Source organism: Pseudomonas sp. Fl5BN2 (genome assembly GCF_009908205.1).
Lineage (GTDB): Bacteria > Pseudomonadota > Gammaproteobacteria > Pseudomonadales > Pseudomonadaceae > Aquipseudomonas.
Genome location: NZ_JAAARL010000006.1, coordinates 36,023 through 54,138 on the forward strand (window position 1 = coordinate 36,023; position 18,116 = coordinate 54,138).

Genomic DNA, 18,116 nt, shown 5'->3' on the forward strand with positions numbered 1-18,116 from the left:
CGGCGGCAGGTCCTTTTTTAATCGACAGAGATCGCCATGACCACGACCGAACAGCTGAGTGCATTGAGTTCAATCCTGGCTCAAAGCAGTCTACACAGCCTGTTCCAGCCGATTGTTTCCCTTTCGCAGCGACGCATCCTCGGATACGAGGCCTTGAGTCGAGGCCCCTCCAATAGCCCGCTGCACTCCCCTGTCGCGCTGTTCGCGGTAGCGCGCCAGGCCGGACGCCTGAGCGAACTGGAGATCGCCTGCCGCTACAGCGCATGCAAACGTTTCAGCGAGCAGCAACTACCCGGCAAACTCTTCCTCAACGTCTCTCCGGAATCCCTGCTGGAAGCAGCTCACCAGCCAGGACGCACCCTGCAATTGCTCCAGGACTTCGGTATTCCACCCAGTCAGGTGGTGATCGAACTCACCGAGCAGACGCCAATTGATGATTTCCAACTGCTGCAGAATGCCCTGCATCATTACCGCGACATGGGCTTTTCCATTGCCCTGGACGATCTCGGCGCCGGTTACTCAAGCCTGCGCCTGTGGTCCGAGCTGCGACCGGACTACGTGAAGATCGACCGGCACTTCATCGACGGCATCCACCAGGACGCCCTCAAGCGCGAGTTCGTCGGCTCGATCCTGCAGATCGCCAAGGCCTCCCGCGCCCTGGTGATCGCCGAAGGGATCGAGATGGCCGAAGAACTGGCAGTGCTTACCGAGATGGGCGTTGATCTGATTCAGGGCTACCTGTTGTGCCGTCCTCAGGAACAACCACCTCGGGATGCCCGGGCAATGATGCCCAAGCATGACAACACCAGCGTGGCGCTGAACGACGAAGGCAGCGACCTCAGTGCGCTGCTTAAAGAACAGCCGGCGGTGGCCCGTGACATTCCGACCGCCAACGTGCTGGAGGCCTTCCGCCAGCAAGCCAATCTCAACTCTCTGGCGGTCCTTGACGAGCAGGGTCAGCCTTGTGGGATCGTCCACCGGCATTCGCTCTCGGACGCCTTGCTCAAGCCCTTTGCCACCGATCTTTTCGCCCGCAAGCCCATCAGCCGGCTGATGAACGATGACTTCCTCGCCGTTGAGCTCAGCCAATCCCTGCAACAGGTCAGCCGCCTGATCACCAGCCGTGCCCGGCAACGCATTGAAGAAGACTTCATCATCACTCTAAACGGCCACTACCTGGGGCTGGGCCGGGTGATCGACGTACTCAAGCTGATCACCGAACTGAAGATCCAGCAGGCCCGCTATGCCAACCCACTGACCCTGCTACCAGGTAATGTGCCAATCCAGCAGTGCTTGACCCGGCTGTTGCAGCAAGGGCGAGAATCAGTCATCTGCTATGTGGACATCGACAGCTTCAAGCCCTTCAACGATATCTACGGCTACGGCCGCGGCGACGAAGTCCTGCTGTGCCTGGCGCAATGCCTGAATGATCGGGTGGACCCGAGCCGCGACTTTGTCGGGCATATTGGCGGGGATGATTTTCTGCTGGTGCTGGGGCCGGAAGACTGGCGCAAGCGGCTGAACCAGTTGCTGGACGACTTCCATAGCCAATGTCGACGCTTCTATCGCAGCGAACACCTGGAAGCCGGCTGTTTTGTCGCTCTCAATCGACAAGGGGTTCGCCAGGAGTTCCCCCTGCTGTCACTGTCCATCGGCGTGGTGCATTTGTATCCACAGGCCTGTGGACAACTGGATTCCAGCCAATTGGCGGAGCTGGCTTCCCAAGCCAAGCATCACGCCAAGAATGTGCAGGGCTACAGTATCCATGTGATCGATAGCCTGGAAACCGCAGCCTGCCTGGGTACCAGCGTTGTCAATGAGCCGACGCGGGATCGGGATCAGCCGACTGATTTAACTGCGTCAGCTTGAGATCCGCCAGAGGATGCCCGGCCTGGGCTGAGAGCTTCCACCAACGCGCCGCCTCTGCAGCGTCAGGCGCTTTGCTGGTGGATCCGGCAAGACTGATCACGCCAAGTTGATAGGCTGCTTTGCCGTCACCAGATAGCGCGGCCAGACGCAGCAGGCGGATGCCCTCCTCCCGCGCCCCAAGCCCTCGCCCACGAAAGGTCAGGATGTGCCCGTAGAAACTTTGCGCGTCGACGTCGCCCAAGTTGGCCATACGCGCGAACTGCCCTTCCATCCAGCGCCAACTACGAGGTTCGCGGACCAACCATGGCCAATGAAACAGCCGTCGCGCCAGCCAGTAACTGAGCCGTGCCTTGAGTCGCCAGAACATTTAAGCCTCCGCTGATTCGGGGTACTCGTACTCGAACACTCGCACCACTTCCGAGGCGTGCCATGAAGCGGCGGCAACGCCATCGGAAGGCCCGGAAAAACGCCCCAGGCGCTCCACGCATTCAAAGAATCCGGTGCGCGGCAAACGGCTGGCACCCTGGCTGATCACCAGGGAGCTGCGCAATGGCTGCTCGGCCCGCGCATCCAGGGCGGCCAGATGTTCAAGCGCCGCGGTCAAGGTTTGCATGGCCGGGCTGGGTAACTGCAAACGCTCCAGCAACGCACGATAGGTTAAAAGATGGCGTTGACGACGGGCCTGATCCAACTCACCCAACAGCCCATCCCAGTGCTGACGACTGATCCTTACACTCACAATTGCTCCCTCCACCCCGGCACCGTCAACTCCCAAGCCAAGCTGCGGCGAATCGCAGCGTCGGGTAGACGCTCGCCACTTTCAATCAGGGCCAGGTAAGACGGACTGATACCTACTTTGCGGGCCAACGCCTCAATGGCGATGCCCTTCTCTTCACGCAGATTTCGTAGTTGATCCAGGCCCGGAAGACTCTGGGCTGGTGGCGCTGCCTGAGACGTTGCAGCAGCGTGCGGTGCTTGATCGGTGAAGCCTGCGGCTGTCAATAAAGCTTGATACTGAGCCCACGGCAGAACCGCATACTCGGGCTCGCCATCGCGTTCAATAATCTGGATATCCATTACTACCCCGTAGGACAACGACACTTAGCGAGTCGGACTTTTCCCTTGAAGTGTAATCCTAACAGCGGCGGCGGTCGCGGGGAGCATGATTGTTACGGGAGTAAGAAAATCACCTCAGTTTTTCCGTGGTGCCTCCAGTTGCAGCTGTTGGGGTGTATCCGGCAGCCGTTCGACCACCGCGAGTTTTTCCGGCACCTGGCGATTACGCCAGGAGCGGAAGGCATTGAGTTCGTCATCCAGGGTCTTCATCAACCACGCGAGCACGGCAATGTCATCGAGCATGCCGAATACAGGGATGAAATCAGGAATCGCGTCTACCGGACTGAGGAAGTACATCAGGCCCGCCACCACCGACAACAAGGCCTTGGGGCTGATGGCCCGGTACTCGCCCCGCCAGTAGGCCAAGCACAGCGCCTGCAACAGCCGCAGGTCCTCCTTGACCTTACCCAGGCGTCCACCCTGGCTGGCACCTTTGCTGGCCACCGCGAACAACAGCGTCGGCAAACGGCCGCGACTCAGCAAGCGACCGGCCAAGGGTAGGAAACGGGCAAAATTCCAGGGTGCCTTCATCATCACTCCCACTGAAATGTTATCCACACAAATTGTGGATAACCTTGTGAACAGAGCTCTTTTTCACGGCTGCAAGCCCCGTTTCATAAGGGCTGAGCTCAGATCGGGCGTTTTTTACTCACATAAAAAAACCCATAATTTCATTGACTTGGCAGCCTTCAGCGACTAGCCATCGCCAACACCCTGTTCAGACCGCCTACGATGCTGCCGGTTCGGATTATTTGCCAGCAGCATCCCGCAGAAACGACAACGCCCCGTAAAAACGGGGCGTTGCTTCAGGCGCTGACGCAGGTTACTTGGCGGCGTCCTGCTTGGCTGGATCCTTGATACCCAGCAACTCCAATTCGAATACCAGTACCGAGTTGGCTGGAATCGCCGGGCTTGGGCTTTGCGCGCCGTAAGCCTGGTCGCTAGGGATGAACAGCTTGTACTTCTCACCAACGTGCATCAGTTGCAGGCCTTCGACCCAACCCGGGATCACACCGCTGACCGGCAGATCGATCGGGCTGCCACGCTCTACCGAGCTGTCGAACACCGTGCCGTTGGTCAGGGTACCGGTGTAGTGAACGGTCACTACGTCGGTCGCTTTCGGCTGAGCACCGTCGGCCTTCTTCAGCACTTCGTACTGCAGGCCGGAAGCGGTAGTAGTCACACCCGCTTTCTTGCCGTTTTCTTCGAGGAACTTCTTGCCTGCCGCAGCCGACTCTTCACTCATCTTGGCCATGCGCTCTTCAGCACGCTTTTGCAGCGCGGCAAAGGCTTCGACCAAGTCTTCATCTTTCAGCTTCTGTTCTTTCTTGCCGACGGCATCTTCAATGCCCTGGGCTACCGCTTTCGAATCCAGGTCATCCATGCCTTCCTGGGCAAGGCTTTTGCCCATGTTCAGGCCGATCCCGTAGGAAGCTTTTTGCGCCGGGGTTTTCAGCTCTACGCTGGTCTGCGAGTCACAACCCGCGAGTACCAGGCTAACCAGGGCCACCGCCGCCGCCAACCGATGCTGTTTCATGCTATTTCCTTGTTCATGCGCCTAAAGGGCAATCGAATAAAGCCGCGAGCTTATCAGGCGACCACGACCAATGGCTACCGGCGTAAGAGTAGTAAATGTCCGATAAGTTCACGTCTTTAAAAGCGTTTTTGTGCTCTGGGTACACCCTGCCCAGACAACTCAACTAGGCGTTTGAAAGGGCGCGAGTAACCATAGCTCAAGTAATGGCTACTTGCCGCGTCAGTTGAGCTCAGGCATAAGGAAGCGAAATTCGACAAGGACGTACATCTTGCGCCTCTTATACCGTGTGTTGCTGTTAATTGCCGTGCTGATCGGCCTGACCCTGGCTGTGGTCCTGTACTACATCGCTAATCCGAGACTCCCCGCCTATATCCCGGTCGAGAAGGTGCACTACCTAAATCAATGGGATGCCGCCGACCGCCAGATCTTCTATTTCACCCCTCAAGGCACTCAGGTCAAAGGCCTACGCTATGAGTGGTTCACCGCCCTGGAATTGCCCTTCTCCCAGCAGCCCTTTGCGGCTCCCGAATACTTGGCACGCTTCGGCTTTCTGGTGGAGCCGGGACAAAAGGCTACTGCCGACAATCCCGGCAACCTGCCGGTGGGTTTCGCCCGGCACCAGAATCCCGGCAGCCAAGCCGAGTACCTGGACATCACCTGCGCCGCCTGCCACACCGGTGAGTTACGCTTCAACCATCAGGCACTGCGAATCGATGGCGGCTCGGCCCAGCATGTACTGCCCTCAAGCGTACCGACCCTGCGCGGTGGCAGCTTCGGCCAGGCCCTGGTGGCCAGCCTGACGGCGACCTACTACAACCCGTGGAAATTCGAGCGCTTCGCCCGCAACGTGTTAGGCCAGGACTACAACGCCCAACACGAACAATTGCGCAAGGATTTCAAAGTCTCGCTGGACACTTTCCTCAAGGTGGCCTGGAACGACACACACCGCGGTCTTTATCCCACCGAAGAGGGCCCCGGCCGCACCGATGCCTTCGGCCGAATCGCCAACGCCAGCTTCGGTGATGCGATCTCCCCCGAGAACTACCGCGTGGCCAATGCCCCCGTGGATTACCCACAACTATGGGACATCTGGACCTTCGACTGGGTGCAGTGGAACGGCTCGGCACAACAACCCATGGCGCGCAATATCGGCGAAGCCCTTGGCGTCGGTGCAACCCTGAACCTGTTCGATGACGCCGGCCAACCTCTCAGCGGTGAGTCTCGTTATCCATCCAGCGTCCGGGTCCGCGATCTGAACAAGATCGAAGAAACCCTGCAACGACTCAAGCCGCCCACCTGGCCGGAGGAATTGCTGGGAGCCATTGACCAGCCGCTAGCAGCCAAAGGCCGGGAACTGTTTGCCAACCATTGCGCCGGGTGCCATGTCCCCAGCGTCAGCGACAACAACGGGCGCCCGGTGCAGCAACTGAAGATGCTGCCTGTCGCGGTCATCGGCACCGACCCGAACTCCGCCAGCAACATCGCCGACCTACGCTACGATTTGAGTGCCTTGCAGTGGGACATCACTGAACTGACCAAGTCCAACGTTCAACTGCACCCGACACCGACCGAGCCCCTGGACCTGCATCAGCTCTCGGCGGCCAAGGGCCTGGCCTATATCACTGCCTTCGTCGAAGAGCGCGCCTACCGCGACGCCCAGGTCACCCCAGAAGAACGCCCACGCCTGGACGGCTACGGGCTGCCCATTGGCGTACGTGAACTGCACGCCTACAAGGCACGCCCACTGGCCGGGGTCTGGGCCACACCGCCGTTCCTGCACAATGGCTCGGTCCCCAGCCTTTACCAGTTGCTGTCACCGCAATCAGAGCGCTCGACAACTTTCTATCGCGGCACCTTCGAATACGATCCGAAACACCTGGGCTATCGCACCGAGGCATTCGCCAACGGCTTTGAATTCGATACCCGTATCAGTGGCAACCACAACAGTGGCCATGAGTTCCGCGCCGGTCAGCGCGGTAACGGTGTAATCGGCCCGCTGCTGCAGCCTGAAGAACGCTGGGCATTGCTGGAATACCTGAAAGTTCTGGGCGGACCGCTGGAGTCGCAATTGCCATGAAACTCGATCTCGCAAGAAAACGGCCGTCCCTGCTGGGCCGGCTCTGGCTACGCCTAGGAGCCCTGCTGGGCAAGCTGGTACTGATTCTGCTGTGCGTCGGACTGATCGGATGGGGCCTGGCCAGCGCCTGGTTTGCCTGGCAGCACCGCGGCCCGGTGGCGGTGGAAGAACAGATTCCGGCGGATGAGACCGCACGCACCCAAGACATTATCCAGACCGCCGTGCGCATCGTGGATCAGCACCGCGAAGGCACCCGCTACCTGCGTGACGCCCATGCCAAGGCCCACGGCTGCGTGAAAGCCGAAGTCCAGGTGCTCGCGGAGCTGGATCCGCAACTGCGCCAGGGAGTGTTCGCCACTCCCGGGCAAACCTGGCAAGCGCTGGTGCGCCTGTCCAACGGCAACGCTTATCCACAGTTCGACAGCATTCGCGATGCCCGTGGCATGGCGATCAAGCTGCTGGATGTCCCAGGACGGCAGCTGCTGCCCTCAGAGTCGGGTCGCCGCGAGCAGGATTTCGTGATGTTCAACCATCCGAACTTCTTCGTCAGTGATGTGGCCGAGTATCAACAGAACATCGGCGCTCAGGCGGACGGTAAGAAAGTCGGCGCCTTCTTCCCCACCTGGAATCCACGCAGTTGGCAGATCCGCCATCTGCTCATCGCTTTGGCGACTCTGTCACCGGCACCGGCCAGCCCGACCCAGACCACTTACTTTTCCGTCTCGCCCTACAAGTTCGGCAACGCCAACGCTAAATTCCGAGTACTGCCGGACCCGGACAGCTGTCCGAGCTACAAGCTGCCCACGCAAAATCAGGACCTGCCGAACTTCCTGCGCAGTGCCCTGCTGCAACAGCTGTCGACCGATCGAGTCGCCGCCTGCTTTGTCCTGCAGATCCAGCGCCAAGACCCAAGCCGCTTCATGCCGATCGAAGACACCAGCATCCAGTGGAAGGAGAGTGATTCAGCGTTTGAAACAGTGGCCCGAATGAAGATCCCCGCCCAGGACTTCGATACCCCGGCGCAGAACCTGGCGTGTGACAACCAATCCTTCAACCCCTGGTTCGGTCTGGAAGCCCATCGACCGATTGGCGGCATCAACCGTTTGCGCAAAGCTGTGTATGAAGCGGTCAGCGACTATCGGCACCGCCGTAATGCCGAACCGTAATCTGCACGCATAAAAAAGCCCCGACAAGTTCGGGGCTTTTTTATGCCTCGCCAACCGTCAGAAGTCGTAGCAGGCACCCAGCATCAGGTTGCGCGGGGCGGTATACGTGAAGCTGCAGAAGTTGGCATCCAAGGTGTGGATGTATTTTTATCGAATACATCCGACTGCAGAATTGCACCATCGCTGTCACACACGATCTGCGGCTTGAAGATGCTGGTATCGCATACGTAGACCGAGTGATTGTCATTGAGGCCATAAACGACACCGGCACAGGGAGTGGCTTTACCGCTAAGCCGAGCGCTGTTGTGAGTGCTCAGCCCCCTAGCGCCACGGGGTGGTTGAGCATATCGCTGTCGCGACCGTTGCCAACCCATGCACCGAGGATCACCGCCAATTCATCGAGCGGCCTCAACGCACTCGTTCAAACAACCGAGCCGGCTTGGGAGGGATTTCTGGATCGACAGCGTGCTGCCAAGAGCAGACAAGAAATGCAGTGGCTGGGCCATGAACGAAAAAAAGCGGCCATAGGCCGCTTTTCTTGTAGCTCCCAGGCGTTCAGTGGGCCTGAAGGAGCGAATATGGCGCAGCGGACGGGACTCGAACCCGCGACCCCCGGCGTGACAGGCCGGTATTCTAACCGACTGAACTACCGCTGCGCGTAGCGTTGAAAGTAAGTGGTGGGTGATGACGGGATCGAACCGCCGACATTCTGCTTGTAAGGCAGACGCTCTCCCAGCTGAGCTAATCACCCTTTACCTTCGTTGCGGGGCGCATTATGCCACAGAAATTCATAATGTGTTGATTTAATTAATAATTTTATTAAAAAAATCGAATTTCAATGAACTGCAACACGACCCACGGAACTCTTTACAACAACTGCTTACAGCAAAAAGCCCGCGCTAGCGGGCTTTCTGTGGTGACCTGGCGTTCAGTGTTCCAGGTTACCGAATATGGCGCAGCGGACGGGACTCGAACCCGCGACCCCCGGCGTGACAGGCCGGTATTCTAACCGACTGAACTACCGCTGCGCGTAACACTGAATGCGAATGGTGGGTGATGACGGGATCGAACCGCCGACATTCTGCTTGTAAGGCAGACGCTCTCCCAGCTGAGCTAATCACCCTTCACGTTCGGTGTGGCGCGCATTCTACGGAGCAGCCATTACTCTGGCAAGCACTTTTTAAAATAATTTTATCAGGCCTTCCAAAGGCTTAGCGGAGGGTTGGCCTATGGAGCTGCGCGGAGAATAATGCCCCCCTTTGTATAAAGGAGAGATTCACCCCATGTGGTTCAAGAACCTGCTTATCTACCGCCTGACCCAAGATCTGCCTGTTGATGCGCAGGCGCTGGAAACTGCACTGGCGACCAAACTGGCGCGCCCCTGTGCAAGCCAGGAGTTGACCACTTACGGTTTCGTCGCTCCGTTCGGCAAAGGTGAAGACGCCCCCTTGGTCCACGTCAGCCAGGACTTCCTGCTGGTCGCGGCGCGCAAGGAAGAACGCATTCTGCCAGGCAGCGTGGTACGCGACGCGGTGAAGGAAAAGGTCGAAGAGATCGAAGCCGAGCAGATGCGCAAGGTCTATAAGAAGGAACGCGATCAGATCAAGGATGAAATCATCCAGGCGTTCCTGCCCCGCGCCTTTATCCGCCGCTCCTCGACCTTCGCTGCCATCGCCCCGAAACAGGGCCTGATCCTGGTCAACTCGGCCAGCCCGAAACGTGCCGAAGACTTGCTCTCCACTCTGCGCGAAGTACTCGGCACCCTGCCCGTACGCCCACTGACCGTGAAAATTGCCCCGACGGCGATCATGACCGACTGGGTCAAGACCCAGAAAGCCGCCGACGACTTCTTTGTCCTCGATGAATGCGAACTGCGCGATACCCACGAAGACGGCGGCATTGTGCGCTGCAAGCGCCAGGACCTGACCAGCGAAGAAATCCAGCTGCACCTGAGTACGGGCAAAGTGGTCACTCAACTGTCCCTGGCCTGGCAGGACAAACTGTCCTTCATGCTCGACGACAAGATGGTGGTCAAGCGCCTGAAGTTCGAAGACCTGCTGCAGGATCAAGCAGAACAGGACGGCGGCGATGAGGCCCTCGGCCAACAGGACGCCAGCTTCACACTGATGATGCTGACCTTCGGCGACTTCCTGCCGGCGCTATTCGAAGCCCTGGGTGGCGAAGAGACGCCACAAGGCATCTGACGCCTTGCCTGGATAGCCGCTCTGCAACAGACGCCACCGCCTTCGGTGGCGTTTTCACATAATAAGGAACAGGTCATGCGCGCACTGGCTGCACTGAGCCGCTTTGTCGGCAACACCTTCGCTTACTGGGTACTGATTTTTGCCGTGCTGGCATTCTTTCAGCCTGGCTGGTTCATCGGCCTCAAAGGCGCCATCGTGCCCCTCTTGGGGCTGGTGATGTTCGGCATGGGCCTGACCCTGAAGCTCGAGGACTTTGCCGAGGTAGCCCGCCACCCCTGGCGCGTAGCACTGGGGGTGGTAGCGCATTTTGTGATCATGCCCGGTGTGGCCTGGGTGCTCTGCCAGGCTTTCCATCTGCCGCCGGAGATTGCCGTCGGCGTGATCCTTGTCGGCTGCTGCCCAAGCGGCACCTCGTCCAACGTCATGACCTGGTTGGCTCGGGGCGACCTGGCCCTGTCGGTGGCCATAGCCGCAGTGACCACCCTGCTCGCGCCGCTGCTGACTCCAGCGCTGATCTGGCTGCTGGCCTCAGCCTGGTTACCGGTGTCCTTCATGGAGTTGTTCTGGTCGATCCTGCAAGTGGTGCTGCTGCCAATCGTGCTGGGGGTACTGGCCCAGCGCCTGCTTGGCCATCGCGTGCAACGTGCAGTGGAAGTACTGCCACTGGTTTCGGTGGTCAGCATCGTCATCATCGTCACCGCCGTGGTGGCCGCCAGCCAGGCGAAGATCGCCGAGTCCGGCCTGCTGATCATGGCGGTAGTAATGCTGCACAACAGCTTCGGGTACTTGCTGGGCTACTTCACTGGGCGAGTGTTCAGCTGCCGCTGGCCCAACGCAAATCCCTGGCCCTGGAAGTCGGCATGCAGAACTCCGGTTTAGGCGCGGCGCTGGCCAGTGCGCACTTTTCGCCGCTGGCGGCAGTACCCAGCGCGTTGTTCAGTGTCTGGCACAACATTTCCGGAGCCCTACTCTCGACCTACTTCCGTCGCATGCGCGACGAAACCGAGCAAGAACCGGAAACACAACTCAGCAATGACTGAGCAAAAAACTGATCGACCGATGAAAGCTGAGCAGTATACTGCGCAGCGCGAGGACGACCTCGCGACTCGATCGAGTGATTAATTCTGGGGACGACCCCATCAACCGATGAGGTCCGCATGTCCTGGATCATTTTGTTTTTTGCCGGTTTGTTTGAAGTGGGCTGGGCGGTCGGCCTGAAATACACCGATGGCTTCAGCCGTCCGCTGCCCACCGCCCTGACCATCATCGCGATGGCCATCAGCCTGGGCTTGCTGGGCCTGGCAATGAAGGAGCTGCCCCTGGGCACCGCCTATGCGATCTGGACCGGCGTTGGCGCCATTGGCACAGTGATCGCCGGGATTATCCTGTTCGGAGAATCCATGGCCATTATGCGCTTGGCCAGTGTGGCGCTGATCATCGCCGGCCTGGTGGGATTGAAAGTCAGCGCCAGCTGATAGCCCCGCCGCAGAAATAAAAACGCCCGCAACATTGCGGGCGTTTTTGTATCCGTCAGATCACTAGCGACGGGGTCCGCGCAACTGCCCCACCATCGCCTGCAACTGCACTGGCTCGGCAGCTTCCACGGCCACCATGGGCCCGGCCACCAAGGTCACTCGCGACCAGAAGCGATGGAACAAGCCTTTGTTCGGATCACGACTGAAGAAACTCCCCCACAAGCCTTGCAAAGCCAAGGGAATCACCGGCACCGGGGTTTCTTCGAGAATCCGCGTGAGGCCGCCCTTGAACTCGTTGATCTCGCCATCGGCAGTCAACTTACCCTCAGGAAAAATGCACACCAACTCACCATCACGCAGGTACTCGGCAATCTTCTTGAACGCTTTTTCATAGATCTGCAGGTCTTCGTGCCGACCAGCAATGGGAATGGTCCCAGCGGTACGGAAGATGAAGTTCAACACCGGCAGGTTGTAGATCTTGTAGTACATCACGAAGCGAATCGGCCGACGGACCGCTCCGCCGATCAGCAAGGCATCGACGAAAGACACGTGATTACACACCAGCAAGGCTGCCCCCTCATCGGGAATCAGCTCCAGGTTGCGATGCTCGACACGGTACATGGAATGGCTGAGCAACCAGATCATGAAACGCATGCTGAACTCGGGCACTACTTTGAAGATGTAGACGTTGACCGCGATATTGAGCAGCGACACCACCAGGAACAGATGGGGAATGGTCAGTTCGACCATGCTCAGCATGACAATGGAGACAATCGCCGACACCACCATGAACAGCGCATTGAGAATGTTGTTGGCCGCAATCACTCGGGCTCGCTCATTCTCCGGAGTACGGGACTGGATCAACGCATACAGCGGGACAATGTAGAAGCCACCAAAGACCCCAAGACCCAGCACGTCGAACAGCACCCACCAGGCATGGGCAAAGCCCAGCACTTCAATCCAGCCATGGCCATTGGCGCTTTCCGGAATCCCACCAGAATGCCACCACAGCAACAGGCCGAAGACCGTCAGGCCAAAGGAGCCGAACGGCACCAGACCGATCTCGACCTTGCGCCCTGAAAGCTTCTCGCACAGCATCGAGCCTAATGCGATACCCACCGAGAACACGGTAAGGATCAGTGTCACCACGGTCTCGTCGCCGTGCATCCACTCCTTGGCATACGCCGGGATCTGGGTCAGGTAGATCGCCCCGACGAACCAGAACCAGGAGTTGCCGACAATCGATCGAGACACCGCCGGGGTCTGCCCTAGGCCCAGGCGCAACGTAGCCCAGGACTGACTGAAGATGTTCCAGTTCAGACGCATGTCCGGGGTAGCCGCAGCGGCCCGGGGAATGGCCCGGCTAGCCAGATAGCCCAGCACCGCGACACCGATGATGGCGCCCGAGACAATCGGCGCGTAATGCGCCGAGGACATCATGATCCCGGCACCGATAGTGCCCGCCAGAATCGCCAGGAAGGTGCCCATTTCCACCAGGCCGTTGCCTCCCACCAACTCTTCTTCACGCAGTGCCTGGGGCAAGATCGAATACTTCACCGGACCGAACAGCGCCGAATGGGTGCCCATGGCGAACAGCGCCACCAGCATCAGCGACAAGTGATCGAAGACGAATCCCACCGCCCCCACCAGCATGATCGCAATCTCACCCAACTTGATCAGGCGGATCAACGCATCCTTGGCGAACTTTTCGCCAAACTGCCCGGCCAGGGCCGAAAACAGAAAGAACGGCAAGATGAACAGCAAGGCACAGAGGTTGACCCAGATCGAGCGATCACCCTCGATGCTCAACTTGTAGAGAATGGCCAGGATCAACGATTGCTTGAAGATGTTGTCGTTGAAAGCGCCAAGGGACTGCGTGATGAAAAACGGCAGAAACCGCCGCTTGCGAAGCAAGGTGAACTGCGAGGGGTGACTCATCTTCCATGTCCCTGAGTGGCGTGGATACTGTTATTGGAGTGTCGAACGTCGATCCAGGCCACAACCTTACCTATCTTTGGCGATTATTTCCGTAGGCTTGCAATACACGGCGAAACAAACAGCTCTCCTTTATATGCACCCTGGACCGTGCGCTTGGCCACGATCAGCCACATCGCCGCCAGGGCCACCACCAGCACCGCGCCGAACACACTGAAGAACCCCAGATGCAAGGTGCTGCCCAGTTTCAGGGTGGCCAGCGAATACACGCCCAACGGGAAGGTGAAGCCCCACCAGCCGAGGTTGAAGGGGATGCCTTCACGCAGGTAGCGTCGGGTAATCAGCACCGCCATCAGCATCCACCACAGGCCAAAACCCCACAGCGTCAGCCCTGCCACAAGCCCCAGGCCGGCAGCAATCTCGCCGACACCTGGCAAGCCGTTGGCGCTGAAGATTGCCGGCGCATCGGCCCCCAGCACCAGCATACCCAGGGCGCCGGTACCAATCGGCCCCAAGGCCAGCCAGCTCGAGGCCGCCATGCTTTCGTGGGGCAATTTATGCAGGGCCATGCGCAGCAGCAGGATGGTCAGGATGCTGAATGCCACCGGCAGCGAAAAGGCCCACAGCACATAGCTGGTACTGAGCATCACCAGTTGCCCGTGGGCGTCCTGCAGATGGGGTGCCAGCAGGCCGCCACTGGCCGCCGCCACTTCAGCTGCCACCACCGGCAACAGCCAGACAGCGGTCATCTGATCGATGCTGTGTTCCTGGCGGGTGAACATCATGTAGGGGATCAGGATCCCGCACGCCAGGGACATCGCCACATCCAGCCACCAGAGCACTTGCGCCAGGTTCACGACACCCTCGCCCCAGCGAGGGATACCGAACAGCAGCAAGCCATTGATGATGGTCGCCAGGCCCATCGGAATGGTGCCAAAGAACATCGAGACCGTGGAATGCCCGAAAATCCGTCGCGCCTCATCGAAGAACAACACCCAGCGCGCGGCATACATCAGCGTAAACAACACGAACAAAGCGATGGTCAGCCACCAGAACCCCTCGGCCACCAGGTGCAGCCCGGGAACCTCGGCCGGCCACTGGGCCAGGGCCAACGCCAAGACGCCGGTGCCCATGGTGGCCGCGAACCAGTTGGGGGTGAATTGGCGAATGGCTTCCCGGGGGTGTTGTAAATGGCTCAAGGGCCGGTGGCCGGGTTTGCTGCTATGGGTACATGTCATGGCGTGTCTCCTGTCCCCTGATGAGGTGGAGCCAATGGTAGAACCTAATCGAATATCTATATAACGGGTAATTTCTCTATCTGTTATCTATTTTACAAATATATAGCTAGACACTGCCCTCGGACTCGATCACCAACACTCTGGCGACCCCTTGCGGATGAGCCACGTGCTCGGTGCCAAGGTCGGCGTAGAAGATATCTCCAACCTCCAGCATCACCGCCTGCTCCCGACCTTCCTGGCGATAGTGCATCTGCACCCGGCCGGTCAGGACCACAAAAACTTCCTGGCCGTCATTGATGTGCCATCGATAGGGCTGGTCGGTCCAGTGCAGGCGCGTACTGATGCCATTCATGCTGGCAATATCCAGTGCCGCCCAGGCTCGATCACCAACAAACTCGGCACTGCGAATGACCTTCATGCCTGGCTCCCCCACCGCGCTCCCATCGCTCCACCCAGTTGTCGAGCGGCTTCAACCCAGTAGCAGGCAAGACACAGCGCACGCCAGTCATTACCGATCAGCAGATAACGAAATACAGGGGACATGGTGTGCATTCCTTCAGAGCAAAAAGCGAGCATCCAGGGTGACCTTGGTCAGCGCTGTTAGTAAGTGGCCAGAAAGCCATCTTCCGATAGAATCGGGCCAATCCTTTCACCTGGGCCCAAGCATGCACGCCGATGTCGATCCACCTTTGCGCATTGCGGTGATCGCCTTTGATGGCATCAGCCCCTTTCACCTGTCAGTACCATTGCTGGTATTCGATGAACAACACCAGGATTTCGAACTGCCACGCTTTCAGGTGCGAGTCTGTGCCTTCGAGAACCTGCCACTGCGAACATCCGCCGGTTTCGAGATCACTGTCCATCACGACCTGAGCGAGTTGCACGAGGCTGACGTGATTGTCATGCCTTCCTGGCGCGACAGCCTGGAGCGACCGCCCCAAGTGCTGCTCGATGCGCTGTACAACGCTCATCAGCGGGGCGCACGCCTGGTGGGATTGTGCCTCGGGGCTTTTGTCCTGGCCGAGACCGGGCTCTTGAATGGCCACAAAGCCACTACTCACTGGCACTGGGCCCGGGCGTTCAGCGAAAAATACCCAGAGGTGGAACTGGACGCCGACGTGCTGTATGCCCAAGCCGGTACCCTGCTCACTTCCGCAGGTACCGCTGCCGGACTGGATTGCTGCCTGTATCTGCTACAACAGTTGTGCGGCGCCCAGAGCGCCCACAAGCTGGCCCGTCGCTTGGTGATCGCTCCTCATCGTTCCGGCGGCCAGGCCCAATTCATCGACCACCCCCTGCCCCAGGCTGGCGAGCGCAATCCTATGGGGCAGCTGTTGCAATGGCTGGGAGAGAACTTCACTCGGAACCACTCACTGGACTCACTGGCTGAGCGCGCAACCATGAGTCGACGCTCTTTCACTCGGCATTTCCGCCAACTGACTGGCACCACCTTGGGCCAATGGTTGCTTGGTCGACGCCTGAACCATGCCCAGCGCCTGCTGGAAACCAGCCAGCAGAGCATCGACGCCATTGCCGTGGAGTCAGGCTTTGTCAGCACTCTATCCATGCGCCAGCATTTCAATGCAGTGCTACATCTCTCCCCTTCGGCTTATCGGGCGCAGTACCGACGCCCTTGAGACGCCTGATTCAGAGTCCAACGCCACAAGCCGAGGCTGAGCGGCGGCGCATCAGGGCCAACAGAGCGCCAAGGGACAGCAGGATCAGCACTGCCCCATAACCATCGGTGGTGGCAATCAGGCCGAAGCTGCGCGTGAGACTTCCTGCCAGCAGCGCCGGCAGGCAAAAGGCCAGATAACTCAACACATAAAACGCCGACATCAAGCCCGCCCGCTCGTGAGGCAAGGCCAGAGGCACCACGCTGCGCAGTGCACCGAGAAATCCGGCGCCAAAGCCACTGCCCAGTACCAGGGTGCCGAAGAAGAACAGCATCAGGCTGGCGCTATGCACCGCACCGAGAATCAGCATCACTCCCACCGCCAACAAGCCCGCCCCCAAACGCAGGACTTTGTCCGCCGGGCGCTGACGCTGGGAGAAGATCATCAGCGCGCCACTGAGTGTCAGCACGGCCACCAGTGCACCGCCGATCAGGTTCGAGGTGGACCCGGTAGCGGCCCGCACCAGGGACGGCGCCAGGGACAGATAAAAGCCACCCACCGCCCAGACCGCCACATCCACCGGCAACGCCAGCCATAAAGCCCACCGTGCTTGTGGCGGGACATGCAGCCTGGGCCGCAGGGAAGCCCAGGCACCCGCTTGCGGACTGACACTTTCCGGCAGACGCCAGACATACAGCGCCTGGACCAGGAACACTCCCAGCAGCAACCAATAACTCAGTTGCAGCGGCCATGGCGCAAATTCCACCAGCAGGCTGGCTCCCATGGCACCACAAGCCATCCCCAGCAATGGAGCAACGCTATTGACCAAGGGCCCCTGCCGGGGGTCTGTGTCCAGCAACGCGGCACCGAGCACGCTGGTGGCCATGCCAGTGGCAAACCCCTGCATCACGCGCGCAGCAATCAGCCACTGCACACTGCTTTCATTGATGAACAGCAGCATTGCCAGGATATTGATCAGCAAGGCGACAAAAATCACCGGCCGGCGCCCCAGGTAATCCGACAGCGACCCCACTGTCAGCAAGGCCGCCAACAAGCTCAAGGCATAGACCCCGAAGACCAGGGTCAAGACTGCCGACGAGAAGTGCAGGGATTCCTGATACAGGTGATACAGCGGCGTCGGTACGCTGGATGCCGCCAGAAAACTGAGCAGGGTAATGGCCAGAAACACCAGACTGCGACGGTTAGACACGCAAGTGTCGATAACACCGGACATGAACACGCTCCACTAAAGCTAATATTTTGCTTTTGTGGAGTGTGCGACTGTCACGGGCTTAAAGCAAATTCTTTGTGTTAAGGTTCGACGCCATGACTATTAGAGAAGGTTTACGCCCTGGCGGTCGCAGCGCCCGGGTTCAAGAGTCCATCCATACCGCGGTCCGCGAGCTTCTTGACGAACAGGAACGCTCGACCCTGACCGTACCGCAGATCGCCAGCCGCGCCGGGGTCACGCCCTCGACCATCTATCGTCGCTGGGGCGACCTGTCAGCCCTGCTGGCCGATGTCGCCCTGGCGCGCATGCGTCCGGATAGCGAACCAGCCAACACCGGCACCCTGCGCGGCGACCTGCAGGCCTGGGCCGAGCAATACCTGGATGAAATGAGTTCGGAACCTGGACGCAACATGATGCGCGACGTGCAATGCAGCGCGACCCCAGGCTATTGCGTGACCATCCTCAGCGCTCAGTTGCAGAGCATTATCGAACGCTATCCGGGCAGCGAAGAAAACCTGCCGGGCATCGACCGCCTGCTGAACCTGATAGTAGCGCCCACGGTGTTCCGAATTCTGTTCTCCGCCGCACCGCTGCCGGTGCAGGAACTCCATGAACTGATCGAGATTGCCCTGCAGCCATAGCCCGCCCGCAC

The 18,116-nt window shown here is 59.3% G+C and carries 17 protein-coding genes, 4 tRNA genes and 1 pseudogene; 8 read left to right on the plus strand and 14 right to left on the minus strand.

What is annotated here, in order from left to right; translation table 11 throughout:
* The first annotated feature begins 36 nt into the window (after positions 1-36).
* Entirely contained in the window at positions 37-1,869 is a 1,833-nt protein-coding gene (locus tag GV819_RS09955) for a bifunctional diguanylate cyclase/phosphodiesterase (RefSeq protein ID WP_161755909.1), read from the plus strand.
* Here the strand turns inward: GV819_RS09955 and GV819_RS09960 are convergent.
* From GV819_RS09960 to GV819_RS09980, 5 genes are all read right to left on the minus strand, one after another.
* On the minus strand, positions 1,814-2,236 hold the full coding sequence (locus GV819_RS09960; RefSeq protein WP_161755910.1) for a sel1 repeat family protein: 423 nt from the start codon (positions 2,234-2,236) through the stop codon (positions 1,814-1,816). The genes GV819_RS09955 and GV819_RS09960 overlap by 56 nt on opposite strands.
* Positions 2,237-2,608: a hypothetical protein gene (locus tag GV819_RS09965; RefSeq protein ID WP_003179080.1), complete on the minus strand. Its 372-nt coding sequence runs from the start codon at positions 2,606-2,608 to the stop codon at positions 2,237-2,239.
* Positions 2,605-2,946, minus strand: coding sequence for a helix-turn-helix domain-containing protein (locus tag GV819_RS09970; protein WP_161755911.1), 342 nt, complete (start codon positions 2,944-2,946; stop codon positions 2,605-2,607). Before GV819_RS09970 ends, GV819_RS09965 begins: the two co-directional genes overlap by 4 nt.
* Positions 2,947-3,060: 114 nt before the next feature.
* Positions 3,061-3,516, minus strand: a complete 456-nt coding sequence (locus GV819_RS09975; protein WP_161755912.1) for a YkvA family protein — start codon at positions 3,514-3,516, stop codon at positions 3,061-3,063.
* Between the two features lie 292 nt (positions 3,517-3,808).
* Entirely contained in the window at positions 3,809-4,522 is a 714-nt protein-coding gene (locus tag GV819_RS09980; RefSeq protein WP_161755913.1) for an FKBP-type peptidyl-prolyl cis-trans isomerase, read from the minus strand.
* 268 nt (positions 4,523-4,790) lie between these two features.
* Between GV819_RS09980 and GV819_RS09985 the strand changes: the two genes are divergently transcribed.
* Complete coding sequence (locus GV819_RS09985) at positions 4,791-6,599, plus strand: di-heme-cytochrome C peroxidase (protein WP_178125971.1); 1,809 nt, start codon at positions 4,791-4,793, stop codon at positions 6,597-6,599.
* On the plus strand, positions 6,596-7,765 hold the full coding sequence (locus GV819_RS09990) for a catalase family protein (protein ID WP_161755914.1): 1,170 nt from the start codon (positions 6,596-6,598) through the stop codon (positions 7,763-7,765). Before GV819_RS09985 ends, GV819_RS09990 begins: the two co-directional genes overlap by 4 nt.
* Before the next feature lie 579 nt (positions 7,766-8,344).
* Here GV819_RS09990 and GV819_RS09995 read toward each other — a convergent pair.
* From GV819_RS09995 to GV819_RS10010, 4 genes are all read right to left on the minus strand, one after another.
* Positions 8,345-8,421, minus strand: a tRNA-Asp gene (locus tag GV819_RS09995).
* 19 nt (positions 8,422-8,440) lie between these two features.
* Positions 8,441-8,516 (minus strand) — tRNA-Val (locus GV819_RS10000).
* 200 nt (positions 8,517-8,716) lie between these two features.
* A tRNA-Asp gene (locus GV819_RS10005) sits at positions 8,717-8,793 on the minus strand.
* A 19-nt stretch (positions 8,794-8,812) separates the two neighbouring features.
* Positions 8,813-8,888, minus strand: a tRNA-Val gene (locus GV819_RS10010).
* Positions 8,889-9,048: 160 nt separating this feature from the next.
* On the opposite strand from GV819_RS10010, the gene rdgC reads away from it, so the two are divergent.
* The 3 genes and pseudogenes from rdgC to sugE all read left to right on the plus strand — a co-directional run bounded on the left by rdgC (position 9,049) and on the right by sugE (position 11,444).
* Positions 9,049-9,969 carry a recombination-associated protein RdgC gene (gene rdgC / locus GV819_RS10015; RefSeq protein WP_161755915.1) on the plus strand — a complete coding sequence of 307 codons (921 nt, stop codon included), beginning with the start codon at positions 9,049-9,051 and terminating at the stop codon, positions 9,967-9,969.
* A 75-nt stretch (positions 9,970-10,044) separates the two neighbouring features.
* A pseudogene (locus tag GV819_RS10020) lies at positions 10,045-11,009 on the plus strand (bile acid:sodium symporter family protein).
* A 117-nt stretch (positions 11,010-11,126) separates the two neighbouring features.
* Positions 11,127-11,444 carry a quaternary ammonium compound efflux SMR transporter SugE gene (sugE, locus tag GV819_RS10025; protein ID WP_161755916.1) on the plus strand — a complete coding sequence of 106 codons (318 nt, stop codon included), beginning with the start codon at positions 11,127-11,129 and terminating at the stop codon, positions 11,442-11,444.
* Positions 11,445-11,507: 63 nt separating this feature from the next.
* Here sugE and GV819_RS10030 read toward each other — a convergent pair whose 3' ends face one another.
* The 4 genes from GV819_RS10030 to GV819_RS33155 all read right to left on the minus strand — a co-directional run bounded on the left by GV819_RS10030 (position 11,508) and on the right by GV819_RS33155 (position 15,160).
* On the minus strand, positions 11,508-13,382 hold the full coding sequence (locus GV819_RS10030; RefSeq protein ID WP_161755917.1) for an MFS transporter: 1,875 nt from the start codon (positions 13,380-13,382) through the stop codon (positions 11,508-11,510).
* Between the two features lie 83 nt (positions 13,383-13,465).
* A complete protein-coding gene (locus tag GV819_RS10035; protein WP_161755918.1) occupies positions 13,466-14,617 on the minus strand; it encodes a TDT family transporter in 1,152 nt (383 codons plus the stop codon).
* A gap of 106 nt (positions 14,618-14,723) precedes the next feature.
* A complete protein-coding gene (locus GV819_RS10040; protein ID WP_161755919.1) occupies positions 14,724-15,035 on the minus strand; it encodes a cupin in 312 nt (103 codons plus the stop codon).
* On the minus strand, positions 15,032-15,160 hold the full coding sequence (locus GV819_RS33155) for a hypothetical protein (protein ID WP_256667448.1): 129 nt from the start codon (positions 15,158-15,160) through the stop codon (positions 15,032-15,034). Before GV819_RS33155 ends, GV819_RS10040 begins: the two co-directional genes overlap by 4 nt.
* Before the next feature lie 122 nt (positions 15,161-15,282).
* Between GV819_RS33155 and GV819_RS10045 the strand changes: the two genes are divergently transcribed.
* Positions 15,283-16,254, plus strand: a complete 972-nt coding sequence (locus GV819_RS10045; RefSeq protein WP_161755920.1) for a GlxA family transcriptional regulator — start codon at positions 15,283-15,285, stop codon at positions 16,252-16,254.
* A gap of 10 nt (positions 16,255-16,264) precedes the next feature.
* Here GV819_RS10045 and GV819_RS10050 read toward each other — a convergent pair whose 3' ends face one another.
* Positions 16,265-17,467, minus strand: a complete 1,203-nt coding sequence (locus GV819_RS10050; protein WP_161755921.1) for an MFS transporter — start codon at positions 17,465-17,467, stop codon at positions 16,265-16,267.
* 92 nt (positions 17,468-17,559) lie between these two features.
* Here GV819_RS10050 and GV819_RS10055 point away from each other — a divergent pair, with 92 nt between their 5' ends.
* A complete protein-coding gene (locus tag GV819_RS10055) occupies positions 17,560-18,105 on the plus strand; it encodes a TetR/AcrR family transcriptional regulator (RefSeq protein ID WP_161755922.1) in 546 nt (181 codons plus the stop codon).
* The last annotated feature ends 11 nt before the right edge of the window (positions 18,106-18,116 follow it).